Raw genomic sequence first — 16,221 nt, 5'->3', positions numbered from 1 at the left:
TAAAAATGAAACGTATTTCTAGACGCAATTTCCTTCATTTAACTGGTAGCGCAACGCTTTTGTCCCAGTTGCCGATTTTGTCGATGGCAAAATCAGATGATGGTTATATCAATCTTGTTGCCAAGGAGGTTAAGCAATCTCTTTATTATGACGATGGTCCGAAATCTGACTTATGGTCATATAATGGTTCGACACCGGGCCCTGAAATTCGTGTTAAACAGGGAGAGAAGGTCAAGGTTAGGTTTACAAATGAACTTGATGAGCCGACAAGCATCCACTGGCATGGTATCCGTATTGAAAATCATATGGACGGAGTTTCAGGTCTTACACAAGAACCTGTTCAATCTGGTGAAACATTTATCTATGAGTTCGAAGCGCCTGATGCAGGAACTTATTGGTATCATGCTCACAACAAATCGTGGAATCAGGTTGCGAGAGGGCTTTATGGTTCTCTTATCGTGGATGAAGCACGAGCCCCGTTTGATAAGGATCATGATCTTACTTTGGTTCTCGATGACTGGCGGCTTCACGGAGAAGGTGTCTTAGAAACTGCTTCGATGGGTTCCATGATGGAATGGAGCCATGGCGGTAGGTTGGGCAATTGGATTACCATCAATGGTAAAACCTTGCCGCAATATAAACTAAACACCGGTGAGCCTTATCGGCTTCGCTTGATTAATGCAGCAAATGCGAGAATATTTGAGATTGATCCAAACAGATTTAATGCCAAAGTTTTAGCCTATGATGGGCAGTCTTTACCAAATCCAGTTTCACTTCCTTACAGCCCGTTACTTCTCGGTCCGGCTCAGCGCGTCGATCTTCTGGTAATACCAACAAATGGCAATGATTTCGAACTACAGGAAATTTCGGGACCAGAACCATTTCCAATGGCTTTTTTCAACGTCTTGGAGAGTAGTAACCAAATCGAATTCAACCCGTTACCACTCAACAATCTTCCTGAACCCGATTTAGAAATTGCGCAAAGTGTAAAACTCCACATGATTGGTGGTGCGATGGGTAAAGGTGGTCGAATGATTTACAACGGCATTGAAATCACTGAATCCAATTTTCGTGAAACCAAGCAGTTTTGGGCGTTTAATAATGTATCCAATCTAGCAGATGAACCGCTGTTTCGCGCAAAACGCAATGAAACAATTCTCATTGAGGTGATCAATGATACTGCTTTTCTTCATGCAATGCATGTGCATGGTCATCATTTTCGAGTGATCGAACGTAGCGAAAGCACCGTGGATGAAGGTCAACCTTGGAGAGACACATTTCTGATAGGTCAGGAACAAGTAACAAAAATAGCCTTTGTTGCAGATAATCCCGGCAAATGGTTACTTCATTGCCACATGCTGGAACATGCCGCTGCTGGGATGAACACATGGTTCGAAGTTGTGTAGAATAGACATGAATGACAGAAAAGTATTTGGCGGTTTAGTTGCAGTAGCAGTGTTGGCTTTAGGGGCCTCTCTGCTCCCAAGCACTCACCTGTTTAGCAGTGAAAAACCCGGTCAGCTCTTCAAGCCTGACAACAACGAAATTGTTCAACTTGGACAACAGATTTACGCGGAAAATTGTGCATCTTGTCATGGTGCAAATCTTGAAGGGCAAACACCTGATTGGCGTTCTCCGGGGCCTGACGGAAAACTGCCTGCACCGCCTCATGATGCTAGTGGTCACACGTGGCATCATACCGATGAATTGTTATTTAATTTAACAAAATTTGGATTGGCAGAAGCAGCAGGGCTGAAAGATTATGGGTCCAATATGCCTATCTACAAGGACATTCTATCTGATGAAGAGATAATAGCTGTAATGTCTTTCATCAAAAGCACATGGCCAAGAGATATTCGCGATCAGCATGATAGAATAAATGCAGCCAATGCTGCGGTGAAATAAGAAGAATGTCAGCTTCTGGCACAATTCTCACATAGATAAATGGAGCAGAATTTTCCGCCCCACTTTCAGCTTCAGACCTCAATCTTTTCCGCTATTTCCAGCGCGTCATCCACCTCAACACCCAGATATCTGACGGTACTTTCAATTTTTGTGTGACCCAGAGGAAGTTGGACGGCTTTTAAGTTGCCCGTCTTCTTATAAATCAGAGCTGCTTTTGTTCTTCTGAGAGAATGCGTCCCAAATCGTTTCCTATCCAATCCGACAAGTTCAACCCAATCACCAACCAGTCTTGAATACTGCCTCGTCGTCAGATATTGATTTCCACGTCCCTGAAAAAGATACTTTTGATCTTTGAGATTGAATTTGGAAATAAAATCGTCGATCGCTGTCCGGGTCTGTTCAGTCAATTCAAACTTGACTGGCCGACCTGTTTTGCGTTGACGGATTGTTGCTCGGTCAATTGCATAACCATGAGGAGCAATATTCTCGACCAGTATAGAGACCACATCGCAGGCTCGTAGCTTGCTATCTATTGCGAGATTGAACAGAGCCAAGTTCCGTACCTTGTCTGCTAATTGTAGCTGTGTTCGAATAGACCAGATATGTTTTGGTTGGAGCGGTGGTTTCTGACCAAGTAGTTTGCCCTTATTCCAAGGTATGTGCCGAGACAGCGGCAATTTCATTTGTTGATTTTCCATCTTTCTTCCTCCTATTTTGAAGGATGAGAAGGGTGATGTTTCTATGCGGCTATTATTTGCCGATCTGAAAACAATTCCGCTTTTGAAGCGTAACAGAAAATAGTTGTCAAATTGGATTGTTAGAAAATTGGTACTGTTCTAACTTCAATATGAACATTGATTGAAATCACTAATGAAAATGGTAAATTTGTTTGTCGCGAGAAATTATCATTACTTTGTTGGAAAACCCTTGGCTTTTAACTGTATAAATTTCATGCATATATATATAATTGACTCCAACAGTAGAGCCCAATATTTTCACTAATGTACCCAATTCCGTACCCAGACCGTGTTTCGGCGCTCGCGAATCAATAGGTTACAGCCAAATTGGCGGCGAATCCCTTCCTCTCCGCCATGATTTTCCAATTCTAATTGCTAGCAGCCAAAATACCCCCAATCAGCACATGAAATAATGCTGGGCGGTATCTATTAGCTTTTTGCGATTCTCTGTTTCTAACAGTTTCGGCAATCGATTCTCTTAAATGTGATATATTTTCATCATTATTGGCTGAAATAGGCAGCATAAGTCGTGAATTTCTGTCTATTTTCATGAAATTGCGCTAGCATAGGGTTAACAGAACCTAAACATATTCGCTGGCAATCGAGAAATTGTGTCATTTGTGCAACAACTAGATTATAACATGATTGCGGAAAGCCTGAGTTTGAGTTTTCTTGATTGATATCACATCTGATCAGTTTATGTTCATCATCGAAGCATGGCGGGTAACGTCTTTCTTCATAATTTGATTAGGGATGAGACAGGGGTTGCTGTCTTCAGCATTTCTCAAGCCCGCATAAACTTTTGACTGGAGGTCAGAAAATGACAATTAAGAGCCTACTTATCGGTTCAGCAGCAGCAATCGTAGCTGCTTCAGGTGCACAAGCTGCAGACGCTATCGTAGCTGCAGACGCTATCGTAGCTGCAGATCCAGAGCCAGTAGAGTACGTACAAGTATGTGACACATACGGTGACGGCTACTTCTACATTCCTGGTACAGAAACTTGCTTGAAATTCTCAGGTTACGTTCAGTGGCAAACAATCGTTGACACAGACGATGTTTCAGACGTGTTCACAGCTGATCGTCTTGATGACGAATCAGATGCAGCTCACTCATACGAAGCTCGCTTGCTAATCGAAGCTAAAAACGACAGTGAAGTTGGTACAATCGCTTCAGCTATCCGTTTGACAGCTGGTGGTGACGGCGCTGATGCATTTGACGTTGACCGTGCATACATGACAATCGGTGATGGCAACTTCTGGACAGTTGGTCTTATCGGTTCTCCATGGGACTTCTCAATCGTTGGTGAGCAAAACTTCATCAATGGTGGTGCAACTCGTCTAGCTGTTGGTTACACAATGGCATTTGATGGTGGTACTTTCGAAGTATACGCAATCGACGATCAAGTTGACACAGATTCAACTCCTGATTTCTTGGCTAAAGCTACATTTACAGCTGGTGACCTAGGTATCGTTGCTGCATACGCATATGACGAAGATGCAATTTCTAACTCATCTGTTAAAGTTAACGCAACTTACATGGGCTTCGGTGCACACGTTCAGTGGACAGAAGACGGTAACTTGGATCAGCTTGGTGCAGACGATGCAACATACAATGCAGATTACGAGTGGATCCTTGGTGTTGGTTACGGCTTCGATGCTTCAGACAAGTTGAACATCGCTCTTGCTGCAGACTACGCAATGGATCGTGCTGGCGTTTCAGCTATCGACGATTACGCTCTATCAGCTAACTTCACATACCAAGTTGCTGAAGGTCTAGCTGCTGCTGCTCGTGTAACTCACAAGAATGGCGATTCATACTCTAAAGGTCTGAATGAGCTACGTCTTCGTTTGACACGTTCTTTCTAATCTAACGATTAGTTTAGTTCTTAAGAACCCGGTAGCTTTTGCTACCGGGTTTTTTTGTGTGTAAAGCCGGGTCATCAACTACAAGGCATAATCACGCATTGCGTTGTTTCGACGAGCCATCTAAAAATATAGAGTGTTGTTTGGCTGCTATTGTAAGTCGAAACTACGGAGATGCTTATGTTGAAGACAATGTTTTGGCCAGGTTTGGTAACGGTATTAAGCTTATCGATGCTGGCGATTTGGTTTCATCATAATTCCGTTGAGTTTGAACTGAGGAAAACGGCGTTAGCACTATTGAATGATCATCATGATTGGGCGGAAATACGATTAAACGGTCGAGATTTGTCTTTATACGGGATATCGCCATCAGTAACGGCTCAGCAAGATGCGCTTGATAAGCTCAATCAAGTAAATGGCGTGCGCATCGTTCTTGATCAGTCGACGCTTTTACCGATTGCATCACCGTTTAAAACGTCAATAATTTTAGATGCCGGCGAAATTAGGTTAAACGGGAATTTGCCTGACCAGGCAGACAGAGCTGAGGTTTTGAGAATGATATCTCAAACTTTACCAGCAGTTTCTATTCAGGATGATACCAAGATAGCAAGAGGTGCGCCGGATGCATATCTATCTTTGATAGAACAGGCACTGAAATCAGTATCGACATTTCCCAAGTGGGAGATTGAAATTATCGATGATCAGGTAAAACTTACAACATCTGGTGGGAGTTGATGATTTTATAGCTTCTTCGCATGCTTTGTTTTGAATTTTACGTCATATCCAGCACTGGTAAAATGTTTAAAGCCTGTATAAGATTAAAGAAAAAACTTAATAATGGAGTGGGACATGGGTTCTTTAATAGGTCATATGTGGTTTTGGTTATTAGCCGCTTTCATCATAGGGGCAGTTATCGCCTGGTATAAAACAGAGTGCGATCGCGCATAAAGAAACGAATTAAATCCGGGGGATTAGATGTTTATCTATATCATACAAACAATATTCTTACTGTTAATCGCATTTGCGTTGGGAGCGTTGGTTGGCTATCTGCTGAAACGATATTTTGGATGTCCTGCAGAAACACAAAGCGATTTTGGTGCAGATGGATCGTCAGCGGCGGCGTCTTCAAGCACAACATCATCAACATTAGCCGCGTCTTCAGCATCTGTTTCTGAAAGCGCAAGTGGTGCAGACACGCAAGCTAGCGGTTTGATGGCATCAACAGAAGTAAGCTCTTCATCTGATGAAGCTGCTAATAAAGCAGCAAGTGCGGAAACTGAAACAAGTAGCACTGCGAAAGCTGCACCTAAGAAAGCGGCCACAGCTAAGAAAACGACAACTGCTAAGAAGGCTACGTCAACGGCAAAGAAAGCGCCTGCATCTAAGCCAGCTGCGAGCAAGGCTAAACCGGCGGCCCAAAAAACAGCTGCCCCAAAAACAGCTGCCCCAAAAACGGCTGCCAAGAAACCGGCCGCTAAGAAACCTGCGGCGGCAGCGGCGGCTAATGGTCCTGACGATTTGAAATTGATCAAGGGTGTAGGCAAGCTTAATGAGACACGCCTTAATGAAGAAGGTATCACAACTTTTGCTCAGGTTGCAGCTTGGAAGAAAGCCGATATTGCAGCTTTTGATGAAAAGTTGAACTTTAAAGGCCGTATAGAACGTGAAGAGTGGGTGCCTCAGGCGAAAGCTCTTGCAAAGGATGCAGCTAAGAAGAAACCAGCTGCTGCAACAACCGCAGGTGCTAAGAAAGCTGCAGCTCCAAAGGCTGCTGCGAAAACGGTTAACGCGCCAGCTGCGAAAACAGCCGCAGCGAAAGCCCCAGCTAAAAAGGCGGCAGCTAAGAAACCAGCCGCAAAGAAACCGGCTGCTAAGAAACCAGCAGCTAAAAAAGCGGCACCGGCAAAGCCTGATGATTTGAAGTTGATCAAAGGCGTGGGCAAGTTGATTGAAACCAAGCTTGCTAAAGAAGGTATTACTCAATATTCGCAGATCGCTGCGTGGAAGAAGGCAGATATTGCCGACTTTGATGAGAAGCTATCCTTTAAAGGGCGCATTGAGCGTGATGAATGGGTATCACAAGCTAAGATTTTGGCTAAAGGCGGCACCACTGAATTTTCAAAACGTGCATCAAAAGGCGACGTTCCTTCATCATCATAAACTCCAAACGAGTTATTTGATGAAATAGTATTTTAAGCCCGCAGATTTTGCGGGCTTATTTTATGCTGACTTTAAAAACTGGTAGATCTGATTTGGTAGATCGCCACTTTGTAAGAGCGGGGGGTGACCTTGGTTTTGAACCGTGACCGCTGTGTGATTAGGATGGCGTTTGTCCATCTCAGCAAGAGTTTCGCTCGTAAATAGTGATGAGTTTTCACCGCGAATGGTCATGATTGAAATATCTTTGAGAAGTTCAAACTGATCCCACATTGTGGGGAGCTCTGTGTTTTCATCCAGGGTTTTGATGCTATCAACAACTGCAGTGTCAAAATCAGGCTTAATCACACCGTCTTTTTCAATGTAGATTTCGTGTGCCATATCCCGCCAGTCAACGTCTGTCAGATCTAAAAACTCATTCTCATGGACCGCCTTTTGCATGTCTGCGGCTTCATCCCAATTGCGGGGTAGGCGTGCTTTAGACAGATAGTCTTGGATTTCCAATAAACCTTTTAACTCGATTTTTGGGCCGATGTCGTTGAAAATGATGGATGCAATCGCACCAAGTTTCATGGTTGCAAGAATGTGCAGGATCAATCCGCCACGTGAAGTGCCGATAAAGTGTGCTTTGGGTAGTCCAAGGTAACCCATGGCTATGAGCACATCCTGTGCTTCGCGGATGATGTTATAATTCTTCTTGTTGTCGTCCCATTGAGAATTTCCACGCCCTCGATAGTCAAGCACTATGACGCGGTAATTTGTTTCAAATTCCTGGCTTAGCGTATGAGCAAGCTTATCGAAATCTCGTGAGTTGCGGGAAAGACCTGGTAAACAAATCACTGGCAGCGTTTCATGAGACCAGTTTTTAGCCTGATAATCGCGTAGATAGAGTTTTAATCCATCATCGGTTTGGAAATAATGTTCTTTATACATGCCGACCATATTCGCCGAAGTGGCGAATAGGTCAACGTCTTTTTTAATTAGCGGCGCCCGAAACGAAGATCATTTACGATATCTGCTTTCTGCCCTAGTCGGGTTTTGTAAACTTGATAGTTTTCCATCACGCGTTGCACATAGTTGCGTGTTTCGGTGAAGGGGATCATCTCAACCCAATCCACAACGTGGTCGATATCTTTACCACGCGGATCACCAAATCGAGCCATCCATTGCGGAACTCTCCGAGGGCCTGCATTATAACCAATAAAGGTCATAATATATGAGCCGTTAAAGTTGGTGATTTGTTCATTGAGGAACAGGGCACCTAGTTTAGCGTTCATGCCTGCATCGGTGGTCAGGCGTGATTTTGAGTATTTAACACCATATGTTTTGGCAACGCGCTGGGCTGTTGACGGCAAAAGCTGAAGCAATCCTCGGGCATCAGCCGGTGAGATTGCAGCCTTGTTAAACGTGCTTTCCTGCCGTGCAATTGAGTAAGCAAGAGCTTTGCCTGTTCCTTTGATAATGGCACTTTTAGGGATGGCACCAAGCGGGAAGGCGAGCGCCGCAACATCCAAACCTCGCGCATAAGCAAGTTTGCCTACTTGTAACGCAAGTTGGTAATTGCCGCGCTTTTCAGCCATAGACGCTAAAATTGCGAGTTCGCCTGGATCGTTTAATACTTGTGCTAAAGCGCGATACATTCTGTCAGAACGCCATGCATGACCATTGGCTTCCAGCTTTTTGATCGCTTGCACTGCTTCTCGATTTGCAAAATTGTTCCGATCCGAGCCCGACGGTTTTGGGTATTTTACATTTAGCTTTTTAATGTTGATGCGCGCACCCGCCAACTGCCCATAATAAGTGCTTGGATAGCTTGCAGCTTTTGCGTAGTAATCGCGAGATTTTCCAGGGCCGCCAGCTTGTGCGGCACGTCCAAGCCAATAATAGGCGCGAGATGCTGATAAAGGTGTAGTCGACGCCTTTAGTATATTTGCAAAGTGTTTAGCAGCAATTTGCGGTCTGTTTAACCCACGAAGTGCATAAAAGCCTGCATGAAATTCGGCTTCAACAACATCGCGATCGCGTGTTGCAGAATGGTTGGCAGCAATGTTGTAGGCAGTTTTTGCGTTGCCAGTTTCAAACATGTTGCGGCTAATAATACGTTGCTCTACCCACCATTCACCAGAGTTAACAAGAACATCCTTGTTTTTTGGCGCTTTACTGATCAATTTAACAGCTTCTGTCCAGCGCTCCGTACGACGTGCGCGCTCGATCTTTGTGAAGAGATAGCTTGGATCTTTGTGCCAACTGCGGTGTACTGCTTTAATCATGTTGTCCGCATTAGCTTGCTTGCGAATAGTTGCAGCACGCGCATTAAATAACGATTGCGCACCGGCAAGTTCTGAGATGCGTTTGGCTTGCGTGACACGATCTCGGTACAAAAGCATATCCATACGGCGCTTGTGATCAGCTTTGCTTAGTAGTGATGAGAACTCTTTAAGTATCTGATTTTCATCGTTTTTATCCATTCCCTCAGTGTGCCAGAACGGCAGGATGATTGCGCGCGCATTCTTCTTACGTCCAGCATTTAACAACGCTCTTGTTAAGACAATTGCACCTTCTGCGGTTTTTGGTTTTAAATTACCAAAAGCGGCAATTACTGAGTTTGCCGGTGGATTTTCATCATAAATAGCGCGTTCCCAGCGGTATATAAGATTGCTGGTTCCTGGCCATGATTTAAGCTCTGCACTTGCACGTGCGATTTCTGAAGAGGGAAGGCCTTTTAGACCTGATTGCGCGATCGCCCAAGTTAAAATTTTGCGATCCAACGAGTTCTTTGACATGCCATTGCGGATAGCTCTAGCGCGTTGTTGGTCTTTGTTATCCAGTGCATCTAGCCCGGACTTTAATGAACCGCTAATCGGCGATACGGCAGATGCGCGGATAACAGCACCTGTGATTTGTTCTGTCGCGACATTTGGTTTTTGCGCTACAGGCGGTGGTGTTGGTGCAGTTGCTTGCTGATCGGGAATGTAACGCGGCGCTGGAATAGGGACATCAGCAGGCGGAATCGGATTAGCTATTGCAACCGAAACAGTCGCAAGTGCAAGAACTGAAGCAAACGTAGTTAGAATAGGCAATTTCATATCTTTTCCAAACGTCTTTGGGGCATTGTACCATAATTTTTGCCGATAGTATTACCAAGCGGTGAAACAAATCTTAACAAATCCTTATTTGAAGCGTTAAATTTGAAAATATTGGCCAAATTATAATCGCCATTTGATATATTCATAAAATTCATGAATTGTTTTGCTTGCTAGTGGGAAAGCTCGGCATTATGTTGCCGCGAAATCATGCGATTTAGTGTGATCAGTATTTAGCCCGAAATTTGGGGTTTTGGAGAATAAAATGTTTAGTGGTTCTATGCCGGCGCTTGTTACGCCTTTTGATGATGATGCTAACCTTGATGAAAACGGGTTTGCCAAACATGTTGATTGGGTGATTGCTGAAGGCAGTAAGGGTGTTGTTCCCGTTGGTACAACGGGTGAATCTCCAACTTTGAGCCACGAAGAGCATAAACGTGTTGTCGAAATTTGTGTTGAGGTTGCAGATAAACGTGTCCCTGTGATTGCTGGTGCCGGTTCAAACAATACAATTGAAGCGATTGAACTTGCGCAACACGCACAATCGGTCAATGCTGATGCGATTTTGGTGGTGACACCATATTATAACAAACCAACTCAGGATGGGCTTTACCTGCATTTCAAAAATATTGCACAAGCAACGACTTTGCCGATTATTATTTATAATATTCCGGGTCGTTCCATCGTTGATATGTCGGTTGAAACAATGGCGGCATTGACCAAAGATTTCGATAATATCATTGGTGTGAAAGATGCAACGGGTCAGATTCAACGTGTTAGTCAGCAAAGATTAGCGTGCGGCGAGGATTTCGTTCAGTTATCGGGTGAAGATGCAACTGCACTTGGCTTTAATGTGCATGGTGGTGTTGGCTGTATTTCAGTAACGGCAAATGTTGCACCTAAATTATGTGCTGAATTTCAAGCGCTTACGCTAGCTGGCGATTATGCTGGTGCTCTGAAGATGCAAGACCGCCTGATGCCTTTACATGATGCGATCTTTATGGAGCCGGGTGTAAATGGCGCAAAGCATGGTTTGTCAAAACTAGGGCGCATGAGCGATGTTGTGCGCTCGCCATTATTGCCTGTTTCAAAAACCACAGCAGCTGCCATTGATAAAGCCATGGCAGACCTTGGATTAATCTAGAGCTGGTATGGCCGCAAAAAAGAAAAATCAGATCCCAATCGTAAGATTGTCGCTGAAAACCGCAAAGCCCGTTACAATTACGAGCTTATTGAGGTTTTAGAGGCTGGTCTTATGCTGACCGGAACCGAGGTGAAGTCACTTCGCGAAGGTAAGGCAAATATTGCTGAATCCTATGCATCCTTTGAAGAAGGTGAGATCTGGCTGATCAACTCTTATGTACCTGAATATCTGCAAGGCAACCGTTTTAATCATGAGCCGCGCCGCAAGCGTAAACTCTTGATGAAAGCGCGTGAAGTCAAACGCTTTTCAGATGCGATAGATCGCGATGGCATGACGCTCGTACCGCTTAAAATCTATTTCAATGATCGAGGCCGCGCGAAAATTGAAATCGCTCTTGGCAAGGGTAAGAAGTTGCATGACAAACGTCAGGCTGAGAAGACGCGTGATTGGAATAGGCAAAAAGCCAAGTTGTTGAAAGACCACGGCTAAATGGTGCTTAAAGCATCTAAATGTGCGCGAACTTTTTCAAAAACATCTTCAAACATTTCAGTCGTCAAGCGACCGGTATTGGTGTTGTACCGTGAGCAATGATAGCTTGGAAAAATTGTATAATTGCCAATTTCGGTTGTCTGATTGTGACCAAAGGGATGTTGCGAAACACGTCCATTAAGTGTCCGAACCGTACTATCATGCGATATTTTGCCCAGCGTGACGATGGCTTGGAGATTGGGTAAATGTTCAAGTGTTGAGATGAGGTATTTCCGGCAGGTGTTAATCTCCGCGCCAACGGGTTTGTTTTCTGGTGGAACACAACGAACCGCATTTGTGATGGCTGTGTTTTTAAGTGCTAAACTATCATCGGGTCGAGCTTCATATTCACCTATTGCGAGGTCAAACTTCTTCAATGTTGAATAGAGCAGATCACCCGCATAATCACCTGTAAATGGTCGTCCAGTGCAATTGGCCCCGCGCATACCCGGTGCTAGACCGACGATAAGTAGCTTTACGCTTTCCCTGCCGCCTTCAGGGTAGAAGGTTTTTACAGGACCATTATGCCAATCCGGATTTGCCTTACGAGATTTCAAGATAAAATCACGAAGGCGAGGGCATTCTGAACAATTATGATCAGGATCTATGGGGATTTGAGTTTGCATACTACTTTTTATAGGCACTTATCCCAGTTTGCCAAGTATATAATATTTCAGGAAAATTGACGCGATGTGTTTAAAAAACTTGTAATTTTCGTATAATAGGTTTATCGCCATCGTTAATCATAGAAATATACATATTGCAAAGGACAGGACATGGCACGCGTCACGGTCGAAGATTGCATCGATAAAGTCGATAATCGTTTTGAATTGGTACTACTTGCAGGTCACAGAGCTCGCATGATCTCTCAAGGTGAAGCTATCACTGTTGATCGCGATAACGATAAAAACCCTGTTGTAGCGCTTCGCGAAATTGCTGACGAAACTCTTTCAACTGGTGATCTTAAAGAAGATCTTATCCACTCGCTTCAAAAACATGTTGAAGTTGATGAGCCTGAAGAGAACGTTGTAGATACAACACCTGAAGATGAGCTTGGTAACGACGCCATCATCATGCAGGAAGAAACTCCAGAAGCCGTCACATTTGACAGCATGTCTGAAGATGAGTTGCTTGCAGGTATCCAGGGTTTGGTTGCACCTGAAAAAAGCGACGATTACTAATTTTTTCCTTTCCTGTTTCAGGGAAGTATGAAACTTATATAACTAGCTAAGGTTTTGAACTCTTAGCTAGTTATTTTTTTGCCGTTAATTATTTGGAGCCTTTCAACTTATGATTCGCCAATACGAGCTAATTGAACTCGTACAGAGCTATAAGCCTGATGCTGACGAAGAGTTGCTAAACAAAGCCTATGTTTACGCAATGCAGAAACACAGCAAACAGAAACGCGCAAGCGGTGATCCTTATATAACTCATCCATTGGAAGTTGCCGCGATTCTAGCCCGCATGCGCCTTGATGAATCAACCATCGCCGTTGCTTTGCTGCATGATACCATTGAAGACACAACTGCAACTCGTGCCGAGATCGATGAGTTATTTGGCGAGCAGATTGGCGAACTTGTTGAAGGTTTGACTAAAATCGAGCGTCTTGATTTGGTTTCCAAAAAAGCCAAACAGGCTGAGAACTTACGTAAGCTACTATTAGCCGTCGCAAGTGATGTGCGTGTTTTAATCGTCAAGCTCGCTGATCGATTGCATAATATGCGCACGCTGGATCATGTTGCGCCGGAAAAGCGTCAACGCATCTCAGAAGAAACGCGCGATATCTATGCGCCGCTTGCAGGCCGAATGGGTATGCAGGATATGCGCGATGAGCTTGAGGCTCTAGCATTTGAATACGCCCATCCTGAGCATCATGCCATGCTGACAAAGCGTTTGGCTGAACTTTCTGAACAAAACAGTGAAGTCATTAAAACCATTGAGAATGAACTCAAAGAATTGTTTGCCGAAAATGATGTTGAAGCCAAGGTTTCTGGGCGCTTGAAGAAACCATATTCGGTGTTTCGCAAGATGCAGTCCAAATCTTTGTCCTTTGAACAATTATCAGATCTAGTGGGTTTCCGGGTCATCGTTGAAAACGCGGAAGTTTGTTATCGCGCATTGGGCATTATTCATCGCCGTTGGGCTGTGGTTCCTGGCCGATTTAAAGATTATATTTCAACGCCGAAACAAAATGATTATCGTTCCATTCATACAACGATTGTGGGCCCTTCGCAGCAGCGTGTTGAGCTGCAAATTCGCTCAGAGTTCATGCATGCTATTGCCGAACAAGGTGTTGCAGCCCATACGCTGTATAAAGATCGCATGTCGGTTTCTAATAATGAGATTTTATCAAAAGAATCAAATGCTTATACTTGGTTAAGGCATATGTTGGAAGCGTTATCTGAGGGTGATAATTCAGAAGACTTCTTAGAAAACACCAAGCTTGAATTATTCTATGACCAAGTTTTTTGTTTTACACCAAAAGGTAAATTGATTGCCTTGCCGCGTGGTGCGACACCGATTGATTTTGCCTATGCTGTGCATACCGATGTGGGCAATTCATGTTTGGGTGCGAAGATCAATGGTCACAATATGCCATTAGTAACGCAGCTCACCAATGGTGATCAGGTCGAAATTATCCGTTCGGACAAGCAAGTGCCGCCGGTTTCATGGGAGAAAATTGTTGTAACGGGTAAGGCGCGTTCAGCTATCCGACGTGCAACACGAGAAGCCGTTCGCAAACAATATCGTGGTCTAGGCGAGCGTATATTAAAACGTGCCTTTGAACGTAGTGGTAAGGAATTTACCGACGAGCTGATTGTGCCCGTGCTCAATAAGCTTGGTCATAATGAAGTAGATGATGTTTTGGCTTCTGTTGGGCGCGGGGAGCTGCCATCCAAAGATGTTATGCAAGCTGTGTTCCCAAATCATCAAGAAGAACGTGTGTCTGTTAAACAACCATCAAACGATGGTTGGTTTAATTTACGAAGCGCTGCCGGTTTGATTTTTAAAATGCCTACTTTGGCCAAAACGCCTAAGCAAACACGCTTGCGCAGTGTCAAAGCAGGGCGCTTTGGGCCGGAGAATAAAGATGCGCTTCCGATCCGGGGTATGGATACCGAAATGGGCGTTGAGTTTGGACCCACGGGCGCTGTTCCGGGCGACCGGATTGTTGGCATTGTTGAACCGGGTAAGGGCATTATCATTTACCCAATTCAGGCGCCGCAGCTTGTCGATTATGAAGACGAGCCTGAGCGTTGGATTGATATTCGTTGGGATATTGATGAAGCCAGTGAAAGCCGTTTCCCAGCGCGAATTGTCGTTACTGTGATTAATGAACCTGGTACTTTGGCGAAGATTGCGTCGGCCATTGGTAGCTCGGATGCGAATATTGAAAACCTGAATATGATCTCAGCTGCTGACTTTAAAGAAATGACCATAGACCTTCAGCTTTGGGATCTAAAACAGCTTAGTCAGTTGCTTTCTCAACTGAAAGCCTTCCCGTTCGTTTCAAAAGCTGTTCGCGTCTACAATTAAACTGAAAATATATCGCTTTTTAAGCTGATTTTATTGATAGTTCAAAGAATCGCCTTACATGTTTGGTATAGGTATTTAGCTGGGCGAAAGCTTTGTTTGATACAAAAGTTTCGTTAGAGCGCAGTTGGCTCTTGATGGCGCGGATATAATCGGTCTAAGAAGCGGCTATTCTGTTATTTGTTTAATTATTGGAAGTATATGAATGTTATTTAGGCGGCGGGAACCAGAAGGCGTTTGGACGCGTTTTCGCACAGCGTTATGGCCGCGAGTTTCATTCACTCGTTCTGTCCAATACTTCGTCAAACGCGTGCTTAGATTGACCGCAACACCACATGCCATTGCCGCTGGGGTGGCTGCAGGGGTGTTTGCTTCCTGGATGCCGTTTTTAGGTTTTCACTTCGTCATTGCTGCAGCGCTTGCATTTGTGTTGGCAGGCAATCTTTTTGCATCAGCAATTGGCACTGCAATTGGCAATCCAATCACTTTTCCCTTCATCTGGGCGATTACCCATAAATTGGGGACATTCCTGCTTGGTGGCAGAGAACACCCGCGGCACCGCGAGATTAATTTGCTCGAACATTTCAGACACACAGACTTTTGGAACTTTGGCGAGATTTGGGATTTGTTTTTACGTTTATGGCAACCGTTTCTAAAGCCAATGTTTGTTGGCGGGATACCTTTTGGGTTGGTATGCGCCAGTATTTTTTATGCGTTGACATATTGGGGTGTCAAAACATTCCAAAATCGTAGACGCCTTGCATTGGCAAAGAAATCCCCAACTTGATTGAAATTTCTGCAATGATCTGTTTGATTGGCTGCAAGGTTCTTGAGGAGATTACAATACGATGATTATCGGGCTTGGTAGCGATCTTATGGATATCAGACGCATTGAGAAGACGCTTGAAATGTATGATAAGCGTTTTACCGAACGATGCTTTACAGAAATAGAACGCAAAAAATCCGATAAGCGGCTAAATCGTGCGGCATCCTATGCGAAACGTTTTGCCGCTAAGGAGGCCTGTGCCAAAGCATTGGGAACGGGGATTTCTCGCGGGGTCTTTTGGCGCGATATGGGGGTTGTGAATGCACCTTCGGGCAAACCGAGCATGCATTTAACAAATGGCGCTGCTGAACAACTGGCGCGGTTAATACCCGATGGCCATAATGCCAACATACATTTAACTATAACCGATGACTTTCCCTGGGCGCAGGCTTTTGTGATAATTGAAGCGATAAAAGAGTGAAGTTCTAAATGGTGGTTGCCGT

Annotated in this window: 14 protein-coding genes and 1 pseudogene; 11 read left to right on the top strand and 4 right to left on the bottom strand. The window is 44.3% G+C overall.

What is annotated here, in order from left to right:
• Positions 1-5 precede the first annotated feature (5 nt).
• Together ACZ1GZ_RS14700 and ACZ1GZ_RS14695 are read left to right on the top strand one after the other, a co-directional pair.
• Positions 6-1,406: a multicopper oxidase family protein gene (locus tag ACZ1GZ_RS14700; protein ID WP_472665640.1), complete on the top strand. Its 1,401-nt coding sequence runs from the start codon at positions 6-8 to the stop codon at positions 1,404-1,406.
• A gap of 7 nt (positions 1,407-1,413) precedes the next feature.
• Positions 1,414-1,905, top strand: coding sequence for a c-type cytochrome (locus tag ACZ1GZ_RS14695; RefSeq protein ID WP_472665639.1), 492 nt, complete (start codon positions 1,414-1,416; stop codon positions 1,903-1,905).
• 71 nt (positions 1,906-1,976) lie between these two features.
• Here the strand turns inward: ACZ1GZ_RS14695 and ACZ1GZ_RS14690 are convergent, their stop codons facing one another.
• Positions 1,977-2,603 (bottom strand): tyrosine-type recombinase/integrase, encoded by a 627-nt coding sequence (locus ACZ1GZ_RS14690; protein ID WP_472665638.1) that lies wholly within the window; start codon positions 2,601-2,603, stop codon positions 1,977-1,979.
• 859 nt (positions 2,604-3,462) lie between these two features.
• Here ACZ1GZ_RS14690 and ACZ1GZ_RS14685 point away from each other — a divergent pair.
• The 3 genes from ACZ1GZ_RS14685 (at position 3,463) to ACZ1GZ_RS14675 (ending at position 6,666) form a co-directional block, all read left to right on the top strand.
• The gene (locus tag ACZ1GZ_RS14685; RefSeq protein WP_472665637.1) at positions 3,463-4,509 is read left to right on the top strand and encodes a porin; all 1,047 of its coding nucleotides are present in this window, start codon (positions 3,463-3,465) and stop codon (positions 4,507-4,509) included.
• 177 nt (positions 4,510-4,686) lie between these two features.
• Complete coding sequence (locus ACZ1GZ_RS14680; RefSeq protein WP_472665636.1) at positions 4,687-5,241, top strand: hypothetical protein; 555 nt, start codon at positions 4,687-4,689, stop codon at positions 5,239-5,241.
• 240 nt (positions 5,242-5,481) lie between these two features.
• Complete coding sequence (locus ACZ1GZ_RS14675; protein ID WP_472665635.1) at positions 5,482-6,666, top strand: hypothetical protein; 1,185 nt, start codon at positions 5,482-5,484, stop codon at positions 6,664-6,666.
• Positions 6,667-6,726: 60 nt separating this feature from the next.
• Here ACZ1GZ_RS14675 and ACZ1GZ_RS14670 read toward each other — a convergent pair whose 3' ends face one another.
• On the bottom strand, positions 6,727-7,596 hold the full coding sequence (locus ACZ1GZ_RS14670) for an alpha/beta fold hydrolase (RefSeq protein ID WP_472665634.1): 870 nt from the start codon (positions 7,594-7,596) through the stop codon (positions 6,727-6,729).
• Between the two features lie 47 nt (positions 7,597-7,643).
• Positions 7,644-9,749, bottom strand: coding sequence for a lytic transglycosylase domain-containing protein (locus ACZ1GZ_RS14665; protein WP_472665633.1), 2,106 nt, complete (start codon positions 9,747-9,749; stop codon positions 7,644-7,646).
• A gap of 262 nt (positions 9,750-10,011) precedes the next feature.
• On the opposite strand from ACZ1GZ_RS14665, the gene dapA reads away from it, so the two are divergent.
• Both dapA and smpB read left to right on the top strand, forming a co-directional pair.
• Complete coding sequence (gene dapA, locus ACZ1GZ_RS14660) at positions 10,012-10,890, top strand: 4-hydroxy-tetrahydrodipicolinate synthase (protein ID WP_472665632.1); 879 nt, start codon at positions 10,012-10,014, stop codon at positions 10,888-10,890.
• An 18-nt stretch (positions 10,891-10,908) separates the two neighbouring features.
• A pseudogene (smpB, locus tag ACZ1GZ_RS14655) lies at positions 10,909-11,379 on the top strand (SsrA-binding protein SmpB); the annotation flags it as partial.
• Here the strand turns inward: smpB and ACZ1GZ_RS14650 are convergent.
• On the bottom strand, positions 11,376-12,044 hold the full coding sequence (locus tag ACZ1GZ_RS14650; protein ID WP_472665631.1) for a uracil-DNA glycosylase: 669 nt from the start codon (positions 12,042-12,044) through the stop codon (positions 11,376-11,378). The pseudogene smpB and the gene ACZ1GZ_RS14650 sit on opposite strands and share 4 nt — an antisense overlap.
• A gap of 150 nt (positions 12,045-12,194) precedes the next feature.
• Here ACZ1GZ_RS14650 and rpoZ point away from each other — a divergent pair, with 150 nt between their 5' ends.
• The 4 genes from rpoZ to acpS all read left to right on the top strand — a co-directional run bounded on the left by rpoZ (position 12,195) and on the right by acpS (position 16,199).
• Complete coding sequence (gene rpoZ / locus ACZ1GZ_RS14645) at positions 12,195-12,599, top strand: DNA-directed RNA polymerase subunit omega (protein ID WP_472665630.1); 405 nt, start codon at positions 12,195-12,197, stop codon at positions 12,597-12,599.
• A gap of 109 nt (positions 12,600-12,708) precedes the next feature.
• Positions 12,709-14,955: a RelA/SpoT family protein gene (locus ACZ1GZ_RS14640; protein ID WP_472665629.1), complete on the top strand. Its 2,247-nt coding sequence runs from the start codon at positions 12,709-12,711 to the stop codon at positions 14,953-14,955.
• A gap of 202 nt (positions 14,956-15,157) precedes the next feature.
• Positions 15,158-15,739, top strand: coding sequence for a DUF2062 domain-containing protein (locus ACZ1GZ_RS14635; RefSeq protein ID WP_472665628.1), 582 nt, complete (start codon positions 15,158-15,160; stop codon positions 15,737-15,739).
• Positions 15,740-15,800: 61 nt separating this feature from the next.
• A complete protein-coding gene (gene acpS / locus ACZ1GZ_RS14630) occupies positions 15,801-16,199 on the top strand; it encodes a holo-ACP synthase (RefSeq protein WP_472665627.1) in 399 nt (132 codons plus the stop codon).
• The last annotated feature ends 22 nt before the right edge of the window (positions 16,200-16,221 follow it).

Source organism: Lentilitoribacter sp. JB5-8, assembly GCF_055693385.1.
The sequence above is the reverse complement of the archived record's forward strand: the minus strand, read 5'-3'. Positions and strand labels throughout refer to the sequence as shown.

What these genes read in the sequence shown, in the direction of transcription:
- ACZ1GZ_RS14700 (WP_472665640.1), top strand. Translation starts at nt 6, where the DNA reads ATGAAACGTATTTCTAGACGCAATTTCCTTCATTTAACTGGTAGCGCA.
- ACZ1GZ_RS14695 (WP_472665639.1), top strand. Translation starts at nt 1,414, where the DNA reads ATGAATGACAGAAAAGTATTTGGCGGTTTAGTTGCAGTAGCAGTGTTG.
- ACZ1GZ_RS14690 (WP_472665638.1), bottom strand. Translation starts at nt 2,603, where the DNA reads ATGGAAAATCAACAAATGAAATTGCCGCTGTCTCGGCACATACCTTGG.
- ACZ1GZ_RS14685 (WP_472665637.1), top strand. Translation starts at nt 3,463, where the DNA reads ATGACAATTAAGAGCCTACTTATCGGTTCAGCAGCAGCAATCGTAGCT.
- ACZ1GZ_RS14680 (WP_472665636.1), top strand. Translation starts at nt 4,687, where the DNA reads ATGTTGAAGACAATGTTTTGGCCAGGTTTGGTAACGGTATTAAGCTTA.
- ACZ1GZ_RS14675 (WP_472665635.1), top strand. Translation starts at nt 5,482, where the DNA reads ATGTTTATCTATATCATACAAACAATATTCTTACTGTTAATCGCATTT.
- ACZ1GZ_RS14670 (WP_472665634.1), bottom strand. Translation starts at nt 7,596, where the DNA reads ATGTATAAAGAACATTATTTCCAAACCGATGATGGATTAAAACTCTAT.
- ACZ1GZ_RS14665 (WP_472665633.1), bottom strand. Translation starts at nt 9,749, where the DNA reads ATGAAATTGCCTATTCTAACTACGTTTGCTTCAGTTCTTGCACTTGCG.
- dapA (WP_472665632.1), top strand. Translation starts at nt 10,012, where the DNA reads ATGTTTAGTGGTTCTATGCCGGCGCTTGTTACGCCTTTTGATGATGAT.
- ACZ1GZ_RS14650 (WP_472665631.1), bottom strand. Translation starts at nt 12,044, where the DNA reads ATGCAAACTCAAATCCCCATAGATCCTGATCATAATTGTTCAGAATGC.
- rpoZ (WP_472665630.1), top strand. Translation starts at nt 12,195, where the DNA reads ATGGCACGCGTCACGGTCGAAGATTGCATCGATAAAGTCGATAATCGT.
- ACZ1GZ_RS14640 (WP_472665629.1), top strand. Translation starts at nt 12,709, where the DNA reads ATGATTCGCCAATACGAGCTAATTGAACTCGTACAGAGCTATAAGCCT.
- ACZ1GZ_RS14635 (WP_472665628.1), top strand. Translation starts at nt 15,158, where the DNA reads ATGTTATTTAGGCGGCGGGAACCAGAAGGCGTTTGGACGCGTTTTCGC.
- acpS (WP_472665627.1), top strand. Translation starts at nt 15,801, where the DNA reads ATGATTATCGGGCTTGGTAGCGATCTTATGGATATCAGACGCATTGAG.